The sequence below is a fragment of the Bradyrhizobium sp. Ce-3 genome, from assembly GCF_022835695.1.
In the GTDB taxonomy this organism is placed as follows: Bacteria; Pseudomonadota; Alphaproteobacteria; order Rhizobiales; family Xanthobacteraceae; genus Bradyrhizobium.
This window is the reverse complement of the sequence record NZ_BQUV01000001.1, coordinates 376,437-393,972: the sequence shown is the minus strand read 5'-3', so window position 1 is coordinate 393,972 and position 17,536 is coordinate 376,437. Positions and strand designations below refer to the sequence as shown.

Below are 17,536 nucleotides of genomic sequence, written 5' to 3'. Positions count from 1 at the left end.
GTCAGTCCGGTCGCGTCGCCGTTGCAACTTAGCATGTTCGCCGCGCTTCACACCTAAAATCTTGGTGCGCGCAGAGGTGGTATTTATCCTTCGAGGGTCTCGTGGAACCGACTGTAGTCGATCCGCAGCCGGCCGTCGTCGGTCGCTTGCAGAATCTCGGCATAGCGATGGCCGAAGCGGATGTCGGAATGTTCGTACGATTTTCGCGCATGCACAGTTTGCGCTGCAACGTCGTCATAGCCCGAGACGATGAGACCGAGCCCGGCATTGACGGCTTCGAGGTCCGCGGCGTCGAGGCCGTGAAGCGGACTGTCCTGGTCGATCGCATGAAACAGGGTCCAGCTCAGCGCCAGCGCCGGGCTTTCGCTGCGCAGCAGCGGCAATTCGTAGAACCGGCGATAGGGCATGCCTTCCTTGCTGACGCCGCTCTTGAACAGCCACAGCCGCGCGGTGGCATTGGCGATGATGTTGTGCCGCTCGTTGGCGAGCCGGATCATCAGCGTCGGCTGGCCCTCATGGTTCGAGATCACGGGACTGTCGGCGAACAGCAGCCGCGCGCTCGGCCGCGAGAACCGGGCGAAGATCAGCCCGGTCATCAGCGACATCGAGAAGATGCCGGTGAAGAGCTCGATGGTGGCGATGAAATGTCCGTAATGCGTCTGCGGGTGCATGTCGCCGTAGCCCGCGGTCGAAAGTGTTTCGATGCTGAAATAGAGGTAGTCGATGTATTGGCCGTCGGGCACGTTGGCGATCGGACGATCGCCGAGCCAGTAGAGCAGCGCGAAGACGGCGTTGAAGGCGACGAACACCAATGCTGCACCGCCGATGAAGGCGGGCCACGACGCCGTCATGCAACGGTGGCTGATGTCTGCCCAGAAACTAAGCTCCAACCCTTCGGTCACGACCTCGCGGTTGCCGAGGCGCACCGTGCGTGCCTTCACGCGATCGCTTGCTCTCAAAGCCATGTCGCCGAACCGGCTCTTTCGTCTGCCTCTGACATCATGTCATAATGGAACCCATTCCGGAGTGCCGGTCAAACGGGAGTGCAAATCATGGCCCATACGCGCGAGCCTTACGTCAAACCGGTCCCGATCCTGTCGTTGCGACCGACCCAGATGACGGTCGGCATGCATGAGGTGAAGGAGAAGCGGAAGCGCTGGCGCGAGCACAAATCGGACAAGAAGCGCGCGGAGTTGCTCGGCAAGCACATGATCCCGGTGGTCCATGGTCCCGACGATCGCTACTACGTGGTCGATCACCATCACATGGCGCGTGCCCTGCACGAGGAGGGCGTCAAGGACATCCTGGTCACGGTGATCGGCGATCTCACGATGGTCGAGCGTGACGTGTTCTGGGGCGTGATGGACAACAAGCGCTGGGTCTATCCCTACGACTCCAAGGGCGAGCGCCGGCACTTCAGGGACATTCCGAAATCGATCAAGGACCTCAAGGACGATCCATTCCGCAGCCTCGCCGGCGAGATGCGCCGGGCCGGCGGCTTCGCCAAGGACACGACGCCATTCAGCGAATTCCTGTGGGCCGATTTCCTGCGCCGCCACATCCCGCGCAAGACGGTGGAGAACAATTTCGACAAGGCGCTGGAGAAGGGGCTGGCGCTGGGCCGCAGCCCGAGCGCGGTCTATTTGCCCGGCTGGTGCGGGCCGGCATCCGACGACTGACCGGGCGCGGCCTCCGGCCTGTGCTGATCCTCCTTGCCGCCGAGCACGTGGTGCAGCCACCGCTCGGTCCGCTTGCCGAAGGTCAACAGCAGGAATGCCAGCACCAGTGCGGTGAGGACGATCGGCCAGTGTCCGGCGCCGCAGACGATCCCGACGCATGCGGCGAAGAACGCGCATGCGGCGCTGGTCAGGCCGTGGACCTGATCGCGGTCGCCACGCCGGACGATCACGCCGGCGCCGAGAAAGCCGATCCCGGTCAGCACACCCTGGATCACGCGGCTGACCGCATCGGTGAATTTCCCGGGATCGACCGCATGCAAGGCCAACAGCACGACCGTGGCCGTCGAGAGGCTGACGAGACCGAGCGTCTTCAGGCCGATCGGCTTGCCGCGCAGGTCGCGGTCGAGCCCGATCGTGCCACCGGCGAGCGTGGCCGCACCAAGACGCAGGATGATCTCGCTCAAGTCGGTCAAGGCGCCCTCTATTTCGGCTGCCGGCCGAGCGTGTAGAACTCGCTGTTCGGCCGCATCCCGGTGACGTTCGCGAGCCGGTTGGAAAGCGCGAAGAATGCCGCGACCGCGGCAATATCCCAGACGTCGTCATCGCTGAAGCCGTGGACGGCAAGCGCGGCGAAGTCCGTCTCCGCGACCTCCTCGGCGGCGCGGCTCACCTTCATGGCAAAATCGAGCATCGCGCGCTGCCGCGGCGTGATGTCGGCCTTGCGGTAGTTGACCGCGATCTGGTCGGCGATCTCCGGATTTTTGGCGCGGATGCGCAGGATCGCGCCGTGGGCGATCACGCAATACTGGCACTGGTTGGCGGCGCTGGTCGCCACCACGATCATCTCGCGCTCGGTCTTGGAGAGGCCGGAGTCCTTCTCCATCAGCGCGTCGTGATAGGCAAAGAACGCGCGAAACTCGTCCGGGCGATAGGCCAAGGTGAGGAATACGTTCGGCACGAAGCCGGACTTCTCCTGCACCGCCAGGATGCGGGTGCGGATATCCTCGGGGAGCTTGTCGAGAGCGGGCGTCGGAAAGCGTGTTGCGGTCGGCTGCGTCATGAGATGGTTCCGGCATGCCGCGGGGACGCGGCGTCACGCGAAACCATAATAGATGACGCCTTGGGCGCAAGCCGCTTCGGCGCCTTGAAGAATTCGGCTAGCGCAGCGGCTTCTTCAACAGCGAGAAGCGATCCGGATCGAGGCCCAGTGACGGTTGCAGCATCGGCGCCTCGGCGGGCGCCATGGTGCGCGGCGCCGCTGCCGGCGCGTTGAAATTGGCGTCGCCGCTCGGCGAATCGCGATGCGAGGTGGCGCCGCGCCAGCGCTCCAGCACGGCGCTGACGAAATGCATGTCGTGGCCGGCGGTGACCGACGGCACCGTCGCGATGGTGGCCTCGCCGCGCGGCAGCTGATGCGGCGGCACCTCCTTGAAGCGCAGCCGGGTCGGCAACGCGACGCCTTCGCCGAATGCCAGCACTTCGCGGGTGCCGAGCGAGGGCACGAACGACAGCAAATTGGCGGCGGCGTCCGACACCGCCGAGCGCAGCAGCGCCTGGTCGCGGTCGTTGGCAAGGCGCATCGTAAACAGCGTGTTGCACTGGGAGATGATGGTGGCGTCGAGCTCGGCCGGCCGCTGCGTGATCAGGCCGAGATAGACGCCGTATTTGCGGCCCTCCTTGGCGATCCGCGATACCGCCTTGCGGGTCGGTCCGAAGCCGATATTGCGGTCGGCGGAGGCGTAGCGGTGCGCTTCCTCGCAGACGAACAGCATCGGCGAGACGCCGTCGCTCCACAGCCCGAAATCGAACGCCATGCGGCACAAGACCGACACCACGGAATCGACGACTTCGGCGGGGAAGCCGGCGAGCTGCATGATGGTCATCGGCTTGCCGTTGGCGGGCAGGCGGAACAGATGGCTGATCACCTCGGCCATGGTGTCGCCGCCGACATTGGCATTGTCGAACATGAAGGCGTAGCGCGGATCGTTGCGCACTGCGTCGATGCGCGAGATCAGCTTGTGATAGATGATGCGCGAGGAGCGGTTCTCGAGCTTGCCCATGCGTTCGTCGATCAGCGAGATCAGGTCGACCAGGCGGTACGGCACCGGCGTGTCGACGGTGTAGCCGACCTGCTTGGGGTCGACGCGCTTCAGCCCGAGACCGACCCGGTCGGAGTTCTGGTACTGGGTGTAGATGCCCTTCGCCATGGGGATCACTTCGGCGAGGATGTCGAGCTCTTCGGGCACGCCGGGCCGGCCGCCGAACAGCACGTCGACGATCTCTTCGAAGTTGAACAGCCAGAACGGCAGCTTCAGGTTTCGCGGATTGAGCACCTGCGCGCGCTCGCCGAAGCAGCGGCCGTATTCATTGTGCACGTCGAGCAGGAAGATGCGCAGGTTGGGCCGCGACTTCAGGATCTCGTTGAGCAGCAGCGAGACGCCGGTGGATTTGCCGACGCCGGTCGAGCCGAGCACCGCGAAATGCTTGGAGAGCATTTCCTCGACGTCGACATAGGCGATGACCGAACGATCCTGCTGCAGCGTCCCGACATTGATCTGGTCCGAGCCGCTCGGTGCATAGACCGTGCGCAGCTCCTGGTTCGTGATCAGGTCGGTGCTGTCGCCGATGGTCGGATAGTGGGTGACGCCGCGCTGAAATTTCGGGCGGTCGCCGCCAAGGATCTCGCCGAGCAGGTCGACCGAGGCGGTCGCCATGTACTCGTCGGACGGCGGCAGGTGCTCGCACGACACTTCGGTGATCATGGCAACGATGACCGAGCTCGCGCAGCGGATGCTGACGAAGCGGCCGACGGTCGCCCGCATTTCTGAGAGTTGCATCTGGCCGCCGGCCAGCAGCCCAACCCGGGCCTGCGAGCCGCGCACAGAGATCACACGTCCGAAGGATGTCACAGTTCCAGCCTAGCTCGTTCTCAAAATCTAAATGTCCGGACCAATATGCCCGCCCGGGATTGGAAAAACCGTTAAATCGCCGGGGTTCCGCATCGGCTAAATCTACACCTTCCCGGTGACGATTTGTTTCTATCGTGCCGTGAGGTTGCGCTGTGTCGCGCGCATCGGCGGCGAAATCGTCGCTTTCCGGCACAGTGGCGATTGTTTCGCGGTTTTTCCGTTAACGCGGAATTCACCATCTCCGAGGACGACATCGGCGGCCCCGTAGGTTTACGGGGCCTGCGGCGTGATTTGTCGTCCGCTGTGATCAGGTATCGTGTAACCGATTGCTAACTGCGAGTTGTAACGACCTTTCCATTTGTGCTGCGTAACGATGCCGCGCCCGGGAGAGATCAGCGTGCGCATCGAACATCGCAATTCATCGTCAGGGAATGCCGACACCAGCTCGACCAAGGGGCTGGCGTTCTGTGCCGGTCTGCTGGTCGGCAGCCTGTTCGGAAGCGCGACCGCACAATGGAGCGAGCGCGAAGGCCTGCTGATGGCGGCATTTGCGATCATGGCCGTGATCGTCTTCCTGCTGCTGAAGCGGCATGAAATCTCTGACGCGCGGCTCGCCAGCGAACGCCGCAACCTGATGACCGCCGTGAACAACATTCCGCAGGGCCTCGTGCTCTACGATGCCTCGGCGCGCATCATCATCTGCAATCGTCCCTACATCGAGATGTTCGGGCTTTCGCCCGACGTGGTGAAGCCGGGCTGCACCATGCAGCGGCTGATCGCGCATCGCCAGGAGACCGGCTCGTTCGATGGCGATGTCGGCGATTTCTGCGATGCTATCATCGGCAATGTGAAGCTCGGCCGCGCCACGCGCCAGCTGACGCAGGCGCCGGGCGGGCGCGCGATCGAGATCGTCAACAAGCCGCTGCCGGAAGGCGGCTGGGTGGCGACCATCGAGGACGTCACCGAGCGCACGCGCACTGAGAACAAGATCGCCCGCATGGCGCACTATGACGCGCTCACCGATCTGCCCAACCGCGTGCTGTTCCGCCAGCGCCTCGAGCAGGCGCTCAAAACGATCCGGCCGGATCAGCAGCTCGCGGTGATGTATATAGACATCGACGAGTTCAAGAGCGTCAACGACGCGCTCGGCCATCAGATCGGCGACGAACTGCTCAGCGCGATCGCCGATCGGCTGCGCGGCTGCGTGGGCGAAACCGATGTCGCGGCGCGGCTCGGCGGTGACGAGTTTGCCGTGATCCAGACCGCCGTCCGCGACCAGACCGAGACCATGCAGCTGCTCGCCGCGATCTATCAGGCGATCCGCCGGCCGATCGAGTGCAGCGGGCATCTGATCACCACCGATGCCAGCATCGGCATCGCCGTCGCACCGGCCGACGGGCTCGAGCTCGATCAATTGCTGCGCAACGCCGACCTTGCGCTCTATGGCGCCAAGAGCGACGGCCGCCGCACCTACCGCTTCTTCGAGGCCGGCATGGATGCGCGCGCCAAGGCACGGCGCAGCCTCGAGCTGGAGCTGCGCCAGGCCATCGTGGACGGCAGCTTCGAGCTGCACTATCAGCCGCTGCTTCATCTCGAGGACAGCCGCGTCAGCTGCTGCGAGGCGCTGGTGCGCTGGCGCCATCCCGAGCGCGGCACCATCTCGCCGGCGGATTTCATCCCGGTCGCCGAGGATACCGGGCTGATCAACGATCTCGGGCACTGGGTGCTCAACACCGCCTGCCGGGAAGCGGTGAACTGGCCGGATCATATCCACGTCGCGGTCAACGTGTCGCCGATCCAGTTCAAGAGCCAGACGCTGGCGCTGAACGTCGCCGCCGCGCTGGCGGCATCTGGGCTCGCGCCGTCGCGGCTCGAGCTCGAGATCACCGAGGCGGTGCTGATCCGCGACGACGAGGCCGCGCTCGATATCCTGCATCAGCTGCGCGAGCTCGGCGTCCGCATCGCGCTCGACGATTTCGGCACCGGCTATTCGTCGCTGAGCTACCTGCAGCGCTTCCCGTTCGACAAGATCAAGATCGACCGTGCCTTCATCAAGGATCTGGCGGGCACCGGCGCGTCGTCCACGATCGTCCAGGCCGTCGTGAACATCGCCGCCGCCAGCGACATGACGACGACCGCGGAGGGGGTCGAGACCGAGCAGCAGCGCAATATGCTGCGCATCCTCGGCTGCACCGAGATGCAGGGCTATCTGTTCAGCCGGCCGGTGTCGGATGTCGAAATCCGCAAGCTGCTGTCGTCGCATCGCGAGAAGGCCGTCTCGGTCGCCTGACCGGCGGCCCTCGACCCCTTGCACTCTGTGATTCCGGCCACGGACTAGAGCGTCGGCGCCGGCCATCTTGTTGAGCCGCAACAAGAGGGTCTCGCCATGTATTATCTCGTGAATGCGCTTCTCGTTCTCGCGATCGCGTTCTTCTTCTTCCTGCCGATGACCGATCGCCGCACGGCGCGGATGAAGCTCTGCATGGTGTGCGCGCTCGCCGTCGCGTTGACGGTGTCGGCGACCGCATCCCGGCCGCACGGACCGGCGCCGGTGCTGGCGTCGAAGGGCTAGGCGCGGACGCTGCGCTCGGCGCGGGTCTGGCGCGTGGCGCCAATAATTTGTTGACGAGACCTAATCCCTTGTACACTAGTACAAATCGACGCGCCGCTCGCCCGCCCGAGCGAAGGATGTCGATCCAGCGTCGTCGCGCCAGGAGACCGCCCATGCAGCCGGAACCGATCTTCGATCTCGCGCATCTCGGGCATATGGAGCTTTTGACGCCGAAGCCCGACGAGAGCCTGAAGTTCTTCGTCGACGTCATGGGCATGACCGTCAGCGGCCGTAGCGGCGAGTCGGTCTATCTGCGCGGCTGGGACGATTACGAGCGCTACTCGCTGAAGCTGACCGCATCGAAGACCTCGGGGATGGAGCACATGGCGCTGCGGGCCCGCAGCCCGCAGGCGCTGGAACGCCGCGTCGCCGCGCTCAAGGGCTCGGGCTTCGATATCGGCTGGATCGAAGGTGATATGGGGCAGGGACCGGCATTCCGCTGCCGCGATCCCGACGGCCACGTCATCGAGCTCTATTACGAGACCGAGTGGTACGAGGCGCCGGTTGGGCTGAAGCCGGCGTTGAAGAACCAGGCGCAGCGTTTTCCGGCGCGCGGCGCCAATGTCCGCCGGCTCGACCATCTCAACTGCCTCGCGGTCGACATCAAGGCCAACCGCCTGTTCTTCGAGAGCTACCTGGGCTGCCGCACCACCGAGCAGATCGTGCTCAACGACGGCACCGAAGCCGCGATGTGGATGACGATGTCGAACAAGAGCTACGACTTCGCCTATACGCGCGACCATTACGGCAAGCAGGGCCGGTTTCACCACGTCACCTACGCGCTCGACAGCCGCGAGGAGATCCTGCGCGCCGCGGACATCTTCCTCGAGCACGGCGTGCATATCGAGACCGGGCCGCACAAGCACGCGATCCAGCAGACCTTCTTCCTTTATGTCTACGAACCCGGCGGCAACCGCGTCGAGGTCGCCAATGCCGGCGCGCGCCTGATCCTGGCGCCGGACTGGAAGCCGATCGTGTGGACCGAGGAGGAGCGCAAGAAAGGCCAGGCCTGGGGGTTGAAGACGATCGAGTCGTTCCACACCCATGGTACGCCGCCGGTGAAAGATTGAGGCGCGGCTTTCGCGTCTCTGTCGCGCGCAGCAGTTGATGCAGCCCTGCGCGCTGGATCATTGCCCCGCCTCGGGCGTTTGGTGTTAGGCTGCATTGCCTAACGTCAGAGGAAAACGTCGATGAGCGAAAACACGACGGACAAGCGCGTGCGAGAGGCGTCTCGCAGGCGATTTCTTCAGGCGGGTGCGGCACTGGCCTCCGGCTCTGCGATCGCAGAGCTGGTTGGTTCTCCCGCGCTCGCCGAACAGGGGAATAATCTTCCGCCCAGCGTGCCGGAGTGGATGAAAGCGCCCGGCGATCCGATGGGAAGCCAGCCCTACGGCACGCCATCGGTTCACGAGAAGGGCGTCGTCAAGAACATCTCGAAGACGCTGCCGCAATATATCTCCGCGTCGGGCCGCACGCCGTTGCAGGAGCTCGACGGCATCATCACCCCGAACGGCTTGTTCTACGAGCGCCACCATGGCGGCGTGCCGACCATCGATCCGGCCGAGCACCGGCTGATGCTGCACGGCATGGTCGATCGCCCGCTGCTGTTCACGATGGAGGACATCCGCCGCTTTCCGTCGCAGTCGCGCATCCACTTCATCGAGTGCTCCGGCAATCCGGTCTACACCAAGCCCTACGGCAAGACCGCCTCCGACCTCGTCGGCCTCTTGAGCTGCGCGGAATGGACCGGCGTGCCGCTCAAGACGGTGCTGGACGAAGCTGGCCTGCAGGCCGGCGCCAAATGGATCGTGGCCGAAGGCGCCGATGCCGCCGCGTTGACGCGCTCGATCCCGATCGAGAAATGCCTCGACGACGCCATGCTGGTCTACAGCCAGAACGGCGAGCGGCTGCGTCCGCAGCAGGGTTATCCGCTGCGCCTGCTGCTGCCGGGCTTCGAAGGCAACATGAACGTGAAATGGCTGCGCCGCCTCAAGGTCACAGCCGAACCGGCCTATTCGCGCGAAGAGACCTCGAAATACACCGACCCGATGCCGGACGGCACGTCGCGCGAATTCACCTTCTACATGGAGGCCAAGTCGATCATCACGCGGCCGTCCGGCGGGCAGAAGCTGACGGCGAAAGGTTTTCACGAGATCACCGGGGTCGCCTGGAGTGGCCACGGCAAGATCAAGAGCGTCGAGGTCTCGCTCGACGAGGGCAAGAGCTGGCAACAGGCTGAGTTGCAGGAGCCGGTGCTGACCCGCGCGCTCACGCGCTTCCGTCTGCCCTGGCACTGGGACGGCAGCCCCGCGATGATCCAGAGCCGCGCCATCGACGAGACCGGCTACATCCAGCCGACGCTGGCGGAATTGGTCGCGGTGCGCGGTCTCAACTCGTTCTACCACAACAACGCAATCTGGCCCTGGCGCATCGATGCGAATGGTGAGGTGACCAATGGCCAGGCTTAGCCTCAAGGCGGCGCTTCTCGTCGGTGCGATCGCGTTGCTCGCCGCTGCGGCGCAGGCGGAGGATCGGTTTGGCATCGGGCGTCCGGCAACGCCTGCCGAGGTTGCGGGCTGGAACATCGACATCGGTCGCGATGGCTCCAACCTGCCGCCCGGCAGTGGCAGTGTCGAACGTGGCCGCACCGTGTTCGCCGAACAGTGCGCGGCGTGCCACGGCGACAGCGGGCAGGGCGCCGTCGGCGATCGTCTGGTCGGCGGGCAGGGCACGCTGGCGAGCCCAAAGCCGATCCGCACCGTCGGCAGTTACTGGCCCTATGCGTCCACCTTGTTCGACTACATCCGTCGCGCGATGCCGCAGAACGCGCCGCAATCGCTGAGCAATGAGGATGTCTACGCGGTGTCCGCCTATATCCTCAGCCTCAACGGCATCGTCCCCGCCAATGCCGTGCTCGACGCCAAGTCGCTCGCCGCCGTCAAGATGCCGAACCGCGACGGCTTCGTCTCCGACCCGCGGCCTGACGTGCGTAATCGGTGAACGCGGGCCGCCTCGCGGCAATGTGACTTCCGTGCCCCTGTGCCGGAGTCTGCTCGTGACCACATCAGTTGCGGGTACAGGGGCGGCGCCGCCGTGCCTGGCAGGCTCGACAACTTTCAATTGATCTATCGGAGAGATCCTATGGCCGGATACAGGGCCGTTGCAGCCGCTGTGCTGCTGGTGGGAATGACGTTCACGCCGGTCTTGGCCCAGATATCGGAGCCGGCACTTTTCGACGCGCAGAATCCAGGGCGCAGTGCGATCAGTGGCGGCGCCCTGACGCCGTGGGGTGAGGCGCAGGAGGCGGCGCGACACAGCGGCAACCCGGCGAACGCCTATGGCGCCATGACCCCGGCGCCGCCATCCTCTTGCGCACGCTACCGTTCCTTCGATCCAGCGTCCGGCACCTACCTTGGCCGCGACGGCCGGCGCCATCCCTGCCAATAAGGCCTCCACCGCGCTTGGCGGTGGATAAGAGCGTCGGCAGTTGCCCGGCGCTCGAACGGTTGGATGTCAAGCGCGCTATAGTCCACCGATCGCATGGGGCCTGATGGGTCCGAGCGGCGGAGGGCAGCGGCGTGACGGACATCCTGGCCGGTTTCTGGGATCGAAAGTCGACCTCCGAACTGTTGCGCGAGGCGGCGCGGGCCGACGGCGACGCCGAGACGCCGGTCTTCAAGCGCTCGCTGTCGGTATTGCAACTGGTCACGCTCGGCATCGGCGGCATCATCGGCGCCGGCATCTTCGTGCTGACGGGCCATGCGGCGGCCGCCAACGCCGGACCCGCCGTCACGCTCTCCTTCATGCTCGGTGCCGTCGCCTGCGCTTTCGCCGGCCTGTGCTACGCCGAAATGGCGTCGACGGTGCCGATCTGCGGCAGCGCCTACACCTATGCCTACGCGACCCTTGGCGAACTGATCGCCTGGATCATCGGCTGGGACCTGATCCTCGAATACGCGGTGGGCGCAATCGCGGTTTCGGTCGGATGGTCCGGCTATTTCGTCAGCTTCATGCGCGATTTCGGCATCAACCTGCCGCCGCAATTCACCTCGGCGCCGCTCGCCTACGACGTCAACGCCGGCACATGGTCGTCGACCGGTGCGGTGATCAACATCCCGGCGATGGCGATCATCGCCTTCGTCACCACGTTGCTGGTGGTCGGGATTCGCGAGTCCGCGCGCTTCACCGGCTTCGTCGTCGTGGTCAAGCTGGTCGTCATCGCATTGTTTCTCGCGGCCGCGGCGTCCTCGGTGTCGTTGGCGAACTGGGTGACGGCGAGCAATCCGGAGGGCGCGCTAATCCCGCCGAATGCAGGTCCCGGCGTGTTCGGCTGGTCCGGCGTGATCCGCGGCGCGGCCGTGGTGTTCTTCGCCTATATCGGCTTCGACGCGGTCTCCACCGCAGCGCAGGAGGCCAAGGTGCCGGAGCGCGACATGCCGATCGGCATACTCGGCTCGCTGGTGATCTGCGCCGCGCTCTATGTCGCGGTCGGCTTCGTGCTGACCGGTATCGTGCCATATGACCGGCTCAGCGTGCCCGATCCGATCGCAGTCGGTATCGATGCGATCGGAATCGGCTGGCTCGGCCCGTTCATCAAGCTCGGCATCCTGTTCGGGCTGACATCGGTGATCCTGATCATGCTGCTGGCGCAGCCCCGGATTTTTCGCGCGATGGCGCATGACGGACTGCTGCCGGGCCTTGCCGCAAAAATCCATCCGCGGTTCCGGACCCCTTACGTCTCGACCATTTTCTCAGGCACTGTCGCTGCGATCCTGGCGGGCCTACTGCCGATCGGGCTGGTCGGCGAACTCGTGTCGATCGGCACGCTGTTCGCATTCACCGTCGTCTCGATCGGCACGCTGGTGCTGCGGGTGCGCGATCCGGACTTGCCGCGGCCGTTCAGGGCGCCGGCGATCTGGCTGGTCGCGCCGGGGGCCGCTGCAACCTCGTTGTTCCTGATGTTCGGCCTGCCGCTCGACACCTGGATCAGGCTCGCGGTTTGGCTCGTGATCGGTCTCGTGATCTATGCGGCCTACGGCCGGCACCACAGCCGGCTGCGGGCGAGGGGTGCGGGGTAGATTAAGCGCAACGAGGATTCGCCTCGTTTGCGATATTGCCTCCGCCAAAAGACTGTCGTCCCTGCTTTCGCAGGGACGACACCGAATATGTTGCGGCATCGAGAGCCAGACGTCTGCGGCGGCGCTCGATCTGTGGTCAAAGGTTTTCGGCTGCGCTCACTCGATCGCGTTCAGCGCACGCCGGATTGCCACGAAGATCGCCTCGATCTGCTCCTCGGTGATGATCAAGGGCGGCGAGATCATCAATGTATCGGCGGCGGCGCGGATCAGGATGCCGTCTTCCTCGTAGCATCGCCTGGCGCATTCGGGGCCGCGCACCGCGGGTGCGCCGTCGCGCGGCTTCAGATCGATCGCGGCCAGCAGGCCGATGTTCCTGATATCGATGACATGGGGCGCGTCTTTCAAGGCATGCGCGGCCGCCTCCCATACCGGGGCGATGCGCTTGGCGCGCTCGAACAGGCCGAGATCCTGATAGACGTCGAGCGCGGCGAGCCCGGCCGCGCAGGCGAGCGGATGCGCCGAGTAGGTGTAGCCGTGGAACAACTCGACGGTGTTCTCCGGGCCGTTCATCAGCGCGGAATAGACCTTGTCGGTAACGATGACGCCGCCCATCGGCACGGCGGCATTGGTCATGCCCTTGGCGCAAGTGATGAGATCGGGCGTCACGCCGAGCGCATTGGCCGCGAACGGCGCGCCGAGCCGGCCGAAGCCTGTGATCACCTCGTCGAAGATCAAGAGGATGCCGTGCTGGTCGCAGGTCTTGCGCAGCCGCTCGAGATAGCCGACCGGCGGCGGGTAGACGCCGCCTGAGCCGGTCACGGGCTCGACGATCACGGCCGCGATGGTCGAGGGATCGTGGATCAGCAGGAGCCTGTCCAACTCGTCGGCGAAATGCGCACCCCATGCCGGCTGCCCGCGCGAGAACGCGGTGTGCTCGGGATCGTGCGGCAGCGACAGATGGTCGACCTCGGGCAGCAGCGGTCCGAAATCGCGGCGGTGACGGGACAGGCCGCTGACCGACAATCCGCCCCAGCCCATGCCGTGATAGGCCTTGATGCGCGAGATGAAACGGATGCGGCTGGCTTCCCCGCGGGCGCGGTGATAGCCGCGCGCGATCTTGAGCGCGGTATCGACCGACTCCGAACCCGAATTGGTGAAGAACACATGGTCGAGACCTTCAGGCGTGATCTCGGTGATGCGCCCGGCAAGCTCGAATGCGGCCGGGTGGCTCATCTGGAACGAGGACACGAAGTCGAGCTTCGCCGCCTGTGCCTGGATCGCCTCCACGATCCGCTTCTGACCGTGGCCTGCGTTGACGCACCAGAGCCCGGCCATGCCGTCGAGAATGCGCCGGCCGTCGTGGGTGATGTAGTGCATGCCCTCGGCGCCGGTGAACAGCCGCGGGTTGGATTTGAACTGGCGATTGGGCGTCATCGGCATCCAGAACGGCTCCATCGCCTCGCGGGTGAGGGGCGTGTTGGTTGCCGCGGCGTGCGGGGAATGCATGGAGACCTCCTGTTACTTGCTGTTGCGGATGCGGACCTCGGCCGCCTTGTCGGTGACGCGTTTGACCCTTGATGCGCCTTCGAGATGGCTGCGCATCAGCGCGGCCGCGGTCTCGCGCTCGCCGGCCTCGAGCCGGTCGAGGATCGCAAGATGCTCGCGGCAGTTCACCAGCACGCGCTCATAGCCGAAGGTCCAGTCGTAGTTCGCAAAGCTGCGCAGCCGGTTCTGCTGCTGCACGGCGACCAGCAGGAAGCGGTTGCCGGAGGCCGCCGCCAGTCCCTCGTGGAACGCGGCGTTCATTTCGAAGAAGGCGATGCTCGCGGTCTCGCTCCAGGTCTGCTTGGTCGCGTCCTGATGACGCCGCCGCATCTCGGCGGCCCAGACCGGGTCGAGCCGAAAGCCAGGCTCCAGCAGGGCGGCCGGCTCGATCAGCATCCGGTAGCGGTAGCTTTCTTCGCGCGCCTTGGCGTCGGCGATGATCGGCTGAAATCGCCAGCCGTGTCCGGGCTTGCGCTGCACCGCCGCGACCTCCGCAAGCTTGGCCAGCACGCGCTGCACCACCGGACGCGAGGCGCCGTAGCGCTGCATCAGGTCGCGTTCGGAGACGTCGACCGGAAGGCGGCCGCTGCGCCGGTCACGCGCGATCGCGACGAACAGCCGGTCGGTATCCGCAGGCGCGGGCTTGCCTGGTGTCTTCGGCGCCGGCGGAACCGTGTCGGTCACGAAGTAGCCGCGGCTCGCGCCGACCCGTACGAGGCGGCGGCCTGCCAATAATTTCAGCGCCGCGCGCACCGGCGTGCGCGACACCTGCAGCCGTTCCGCCAGCGCGACCTCCGCAAGTCGCGTGCCGGGCGCGAGTTTTTCCGCCCGGATCAGTTCCAGGATGCCCGCGGACAGTTCGCGTTGCAGGCGGCTCGGGGCTGCCTTCGCAATGGGCGCAGATTTTTGTTTCATGTACTTACAAAATACATTAGCTTCCGCGGAAACGCAAAAGGAAGTTGGCGCAAACGATGGTCGAACCCTTTCCCCTGATCGAAATCTCCGGCCCGCCGCACGAGCGCGGCAAGCAGTATGGCCGCCAGGCGGCCGATCGTATCCGCAAGGGCACCTCGCACTACTTCGCTCAGCTCAAGGAGCTGTCGCTCGATGCCGCCGGCGTCGCCGAATTGGTGCGCGATTATCTTCCTGTGATCGAGGCGTTCGAGCCGACCTATATCGAAGAGATGCACGGCATTGCCGAGGGCGCCGGCGTTCCGTTCGAGGATATCGTGCTGCTCAATGCCCGCACCGAGATCCTCAAGCTCGCCGAGCCGTCGGTGCGGGCGCGGCTGAAGACGCCCGACGAGCCCGACGGCTGCACCGGCGTCGTCGTGCTGCCGCAGGCGAGCGCGTCGGGGCGGCTGATCCACGCCCAGAACTGGGACTGGAAGCGGGAATGTGCCGAGACGGCGGTGGTGCTCAAGGTGCGCCGCGACGATGGTCCCGATCTCATGACCTTCACCGAAGCCGGCGCGCTCGGCCGCTGCGGTTTCAACGCGGTCGGCATCGCGATCACGGCGAATTATCTGCAGTGCGATCGTGACTATCGTCAGATCGGCGCACCGCTGGCGCTGATCCGGCGCAAGGTGCTGGAGAGCGATCACGTCGCGCTGGCGATGCGCACGGTCTATTGCACCAAGAAGTCCGCCGCCAACAACATGATCGTCAGCCATCGCGACGGCGTCGCGATCGACTTCGAATGCGCGCCGGACGAGACCTTCCAGGTGCATCCCGATCGCGGGCTTTTGGTGCACGCCAACCATTTTGTCAGCCCGGTTGCGCTCGGCAAGCTGAAGGACACCGGCATCGCCAGCACGCCCGACAGTCTCTATCGCGACATCCGGGTCCGCGATTTGTTGCAGCCGCATCTCGGCGCCATCGGCTTCGAGACGGTGAAATCGGCGCTGTTCGACGATTTCGCCTATCCTTGGTCGGTGTGCCGGCCGCCGCGGCGCAACCTCAGCAACAATCTCAGCGCCACCGTCGCGATGATCGTGATGGAGCCGGCCAGCGGGCTGATGGAAGTCGCGCCGCTGCCGGCGCTGAACCGGCAATTCACCTCCTACCGGCTCGACGTCGCGGTCAGCCCGCGCAACGAGGCCGCGCCGTCGGCGACCGCGAGGGCGTCCTGATGCTCCTGTGGCGGCCATCGCGTGCGATGATGGTCGGCCTGCTGGCGCTGTCGGCGATGCTGACAGCGGAGCCGCTGCGCGCGGATGCCGAGACGCTGCTGCGGACGCGGCTCAATGCCGATATCCGTTCCACCGATCCCGGCACCAACCGCGACGCCAACACCGACGGCGTGATGGCGCATATCGTCGAGGGCCTGGTCGCGTTCCGCGACGATACCTCGATCGGGCCGATGCTGGCGGACAGCTGGACCGTTTCGAACGACGGCAGGACCTACACCTTCCACCTCCGGCAAGGCGTCAAGTTCCACAACGGCGCCGCGATGACCGCGGACGACGTCATCTGGTCGCTGAAGCGCTGGCTCGATCCCGCCACCCAATGGCGCTGCCTGTCCGAATTCAGTGTCACCGGCATCGCCCGGATCCAGACCATTGAGGCGCCGGACCCGCAGACCGTCGCGATCACGCTGGACCGGCCGACCGCCTTGTTCCTCTCGACACTGGCGCGGCCCGATTGCGGGCAGACCGCGATCATCCACCGCGACTCGGTCGGGCCCGACGGCAAGTGGATCGCGCCGGTCGGAACCGGACCGTTCAAGCTCGGCGAATGGAAGCGCGGCCAATACGTCGACCTGGTGCGCTTCGACGGTTACGCCGCGCGCAGCGAGCCGCGCACCGGCTATACCGGCGCCAAGATCGCGCAGGTCGATCGCATCAGGTTCAACGTCGTTCCCGACAGTTCGGCGGCCAAGGCGGGCCTGTTGTCCGGTTCGCTCGATGCGATCAGCAACCTTGCGATCCCCGATGTCGAGGATCTCAAGGCACGGCCCGATGTGCGGCTCAACATCACGCCCGCGCTCGGTCTCACCGGCATCCTGTTTCAGACCCGCGATCCCTTGCTCAAGGACGTGCGGATCCGGCGGGCGATCGCGCTCAGCCTCGATACACCGCAGATCATCGACGCGGTCATGGAGGGCATCGCGCGGCCGAACAACTCGGCGCTGCCGATCGGAAGCCCGTTCTACGGTGAGGTCGAGGCCCACGGCTACACCCAGAACGTCGCGGAAGCCAAGAAGCTGCTGGCGCAGGCCGGCTATCACGGCCAGCCGATCAAGATGATCGCCAACAAGCGCTACAGCTATGTGTTCGATTCCGCGGTGCTGGTGCAGGCGATGGCGCAGGCCGTCGGCATCAATATCGAGATCGAGGTGCTGGACTGGGCCGCCCAGCTCGATCGCTACAACCGCGGCGATTACCAGTCGATGGCCTTCGTCTACTCGCCGCGGCTCGACCCGTCGCTCTCTTTCGAGATGCTGATGGGACCGAAGGCGACGCAGCCGCGCAAGGTCTGGGACGATCCGGAGGCGCAGCGGATGCTGCAGGAATCGATGATGATCGACGACAAGGCGAAGCGGCAACAGCTGTTCGACGAACTGCACCGCCGCTTCATCGACGATGTGCCGATGATCGTGCTGTTCAACGGCGCCGAGATCGCCGGCCTGCGCAACAACGTCAAGGGATTTGCCGGCTGGCTGTTCGGACAACCGCGCTACTGGGGCGTGAGCGTGCAGTAGAGGAGGGACCG

At 65.3% G+C, this 17,536-nt stretch carries 16 protein-coding genes; 10 read left to right on the top strand and 6 right to left on the bottom strand.

What is annotated here, in order from left to right; translation table 11 throughout:
* Nucleotides 1–83 precede the first annotated feature (83 nt).
* Nucleotides 84–965, bottom strand: a complete 882-nt coding sequence (locus BRSPCE3_RS01980; protein WP_244063894.1) for an ion channel — start codon at nucleotides 963–965, stop codon at nucleotides 84–86.
* Between the two features lie 87 nt (nucleotides 966–1,052).
* On the opposite strand from BRSPCE3_RS01980, the gene BRSPCE3_RS01975 reads away from it, so the two are divergent.
* Nucleotides 1,053–1,679 carry a ParB-like protein gene (locus BRSPCE3_RS01975; RefSeq protein ID WP_223973191.1) on the top strand — a complete coding sequence of 209 codons (627 nt, stop codon included), beginning with the start codon at nucleotides 1,053–1,055 and terminating at the stop codon, nucleotides 1,677–1,679.
* On the opposite strand, the gene BRSPCE3_RS01970 is transcribed toward BRSPCE3_RS01975, so the two are convergent.
* The 3 genes from BRSPCE3_RS01970 to BRSPCE3_RS01960 form a co-directional block, all read right to left on the bottom strand.
* On the bottom strand, nucleotides 1,640–2,152 hold the full coding sequence (locus tag BRSPCE3_RS01970) for an MgtC/SapB family protein (protein ID WP_244063893.1): 513 nt from the start codon (nucleotides 2,150–2,152) through the stop codon (nucleotides 1,640–1,642). The two genes, BRSPCE3_RS01975 and BRSPCE3_RS01970, sit on opposite strands and share 40 nt — an antisense overlap.
* An 8-nt stretch (nucleotides 2,153–2,160) precedes the next feature.
* Nucleotides 2,161–2,739: a peroxidase-related enzyme gene (locus tag BRSPCE3_RS01965; RefSeq protein WP_244063892.1), complete on the bottom strand. Its 579-nt coding sequence runs from the start codon at nucleotides 2,737–2,739 to the stop codon at nucleotides 2,161–2,163.
* Nucleotides 2,740–2,836: 97 nt separating this feature from the next.
* A complete protein-coding gene (locus BRSPCE3_RS01960; protein ID WP_244063891.1) occupies nucleotides 2,837–4,588 on the bottom strand; it encodes an ATP-binding protein in 1,752 nt (583 codons plus the stop codon).
* 397 nt (nucleotides 4,589–4,985) lie between these two features.
* Here BRSPCE3_RS01960 and BRSPCE3_RS01955 point away from each other — a divergent pair, with 397 nt between their 5' ends.
* From BRSPCE3_RS01955 to BRSPCE3_RS01925, 7 genes are all read left to right on the top strand, one after another.
* Nucleotides 4,986–6,878, top strand: a complete 1,893-nt coding sequence (locus BRSPCE3_RS01955) for a bifunctional diguanylate cyclase/phosphodiesterase (RefSeq protein WP_375709850.1) — start codon at nucleotides 4,986–4,988, stop codon at nucleotides 6,876–6,878.
* 96 nt (nucleotides 6,879–6,974) lie between these two features.
* Entirely contained in the window at nucleotides 6,975–7,160 is a 186-nt protein-coding gene (locus BRSPCE3_RS01950; RefSeq protein WP_244063890.1) for a hypothetical protein, read from the top strand.
* A gap of 152 nt (nucleotides 7,161–7,312) precedes the next feature.
* Nucleotides 7,313–8,269, top strand: coding sequence for a catechol 2,3-dioxygenase (locus BRSPCE3_RS01945; protein WP_244063889.1), 957 nt, complete (start codon nucleotides 7,313–7,315; stop codon nucleotides 8,267–8,269).
* A 120-nt stretch (nucleotides 8,270–8,389) separates the two neighbouring features.
* Nucleotides 8,390–9,667: a sulfite dehydrogenase gene (gene soxC, locus BRSPCE3_RS01940; RefSeq protein WP_244063888.1), complete on the top strand. Its 1,278-nt coding sequence runs from the start codon at nucleotides 8,390–8,392 to the stop codon at nucleotides 9,665–9,667.
* Nucleotides 9,654–10,199, top strand: coding sequence for a c-type cytochrome (locus BRSPCE3_RS01935; protein ID WP_244063887.1), 546 nt, complete (start codon nucleotides 9,654–9,656; stop codon nucleotides 10,197–10,199). Before soxC ends, BRSPCE3_RS01935 begins: the two co-directional genes overlap by 14 nt.
* Nucleotides 10,200–10,340: 141 nt before the next feature.
* Entirely contained in the window at nucleotides 10,341–10,646 is a 306-nt protein-coding gene (locus tag BRSPCE3_RS01930) for a BA14K family protein (RefSeq protein WP_244063886.1), read from the top strand.
* Between the two features lie 143 nt (nucleotides 10,647–10,789).
* Nucleotides 10,790–12,277, top strand: coding sequence for an amino acid permease (locus BRSPCE3_RS01925; RefSeq protein WP_375709865.1), 1,488 nt, complete (start codon nucleotides 10,790–10,792; stop codon nucleotides 12,275–12,277).
* Nucleotides 12,278–12,433: 156 nt separating this feature from the next.
* Here the strand turns inward: BRSPCE3_RS01925 and BRSPCE3_RS01920 are convergent, their stop codons facing one another.
* Both BRSPCE3_RS01920 and BRSPCE3_RS01915 read right to left on the bottom strand, forming a co-directional pair.
* Nucleotides 12,434–13,783 carry an aspartate aminotransferase family protein gene (locus tag BRSPCE3_RS01920; protein ID WP_244063884.1) on the bottom strand — a complete coding sequence of 450 codons (1,350 nt, stop codon included), beginning with the start codon at nucleotides 13,781–13,783 and terminating at the stop codon, nucleotides 12,434–12,436.
* Nucleotides 13,784–13,795: 12 nt separating this feature from the next.
* Nucleotides 13,796–14,737 (bottom strand): GntR family transcriptional regulator, encoded by a 942-nt coding sequence (locus tag BRSPCE3_RS01915; RefSeq protein ID WP_244063883.1) that lies wholly within the window; start codon nucleotides 14,735–14,737, stop codon nucleotides 13,796–13,798.
* Between the two features lie 56 nt (nucleotides 14,738–14,793).
* Here BRSPCE3_RS01915 and BRSPCE3_RS01910 point away from each other — a divergent pair, with 56 nt between their 5' ends.
* The gene (locus BRSPCE3_RS01910; protein WP_244063882.1) at nucleotides 14,794–15,954 is read left to right on the top strand and encodes a C45 family peptidase; all 1,161 of its coding nucleotides are present in this window, start codon (nucleotides 14,794–14,796) and stop codon (nucleotides 15,952–15,954) included.
* Nucleotides 15,955–15,983: 29 nt separating this feature from the next.
* Nucleotides 15,984–17,525 (top strand): ABC transporter substrate-binding protein, encoded by a 1,542-nt coding sequence (locus BRSPCE3_RS01905; protein WP_375709864.1) that lies wholly within the window; start codon nucleotides 15,984–15,986, stop codon nucleotides 17,523–17,525.
* Nucleotides 17,526–17,536 lie beyond the last annotated feature (11 nt).

Excerpts from the sequence above, each read along its gene's own strand:
- BRSPCE3_RS01980 (WP_244063894.1), bottom strand. The coding sequence starts at position 965 with ATGGCTTTGAGAGCAAGCGATCGCGTGAAGGCACGCACGGTGCGCCTC.
- BRSPCE3_RS01975 (WP_223973191.1), top strand. The coding sequence starts at position 1,053 with ATGGCCCATACGCGCGAGCCTTACGTCAAACCGGTCCCGATCCTGTCG.
- BRSPCE3_RS01965 (WP_244063892.1), bottom strand. The coding sequence starts at position 2,739 with ATGACGCAGCCGACCGCAACACGCTTTCCGACGCCCGCTCTCGACAAG.
- BRSPCE3_RS01950 (WP_244063890.1), top strand. The coding sequence starts at position 6,975 with ATGTATTATCTCGTGAATGCGCTTCTCGTTCTCGCGATCGCGTTCTTC.
- BRSPCE3_RS01945 (WP_244063889.1), top strand. The coding sequence starts at position 7,313 with ATGCAGCCGGAACCGATCTTCGATCTCGCGCATCTCGGGCATATGGAG.
- soxC (WP_244063888.1), top strand. The coding sequence starts at position 8,390 with ATGAGCGAAAACACGACGGACAAGCGCGTGCGAGAGGCGTCTCGCAGG.
- BRSPCE3_RS01935 (WP_244063887.1), top strand. The coding sequence starts at position 9,654 with ATGGCCAGGCTTAGCCTCAAGGCGGCGCTTCTCGTCGGTGCGATCGCG.
- BRSPCE3_RS01930 (WP_244063886.1), top strand. The coding sequence starts at position 10,341 with ATGGCCGGATACAGGGCCGTTGCAGCCGCTGTGCTGCTGGTGGGAATG.
- BRSPCE3_RS01920 (WP_244063884.1), bottom strand. The coding sequence starts at position 13,783 with ATGCATTCCCCGCACGCCGCGGCAACCAACACGCCCCTCACCCGCGAG.
- BRSPCE3_RS01915 (WP_244063883.1), bottom strand. The coding sequence starts at position 14,737 with ATGAAACAAAAATCTGCGCCCATTGCGAAGGCAGCCCCGAGCCGCCTG.
- BRSPCE3_RS01910 (WP_244063882.1), top strand. The coding sequence starts at position 14,794 with ATGGTCGAACCCTTTCCCCTGATCGAAATCTCCGGCCCGCCGCACGAG.
- BRSPCE3_RS01905 (WP_375709864.1), top strand. The coding sequence starts at position 15,984 with ATGGTCGGCCTGCTGGCGCTGTCGGCGATGCTGACAGCGGAGCCGCTG.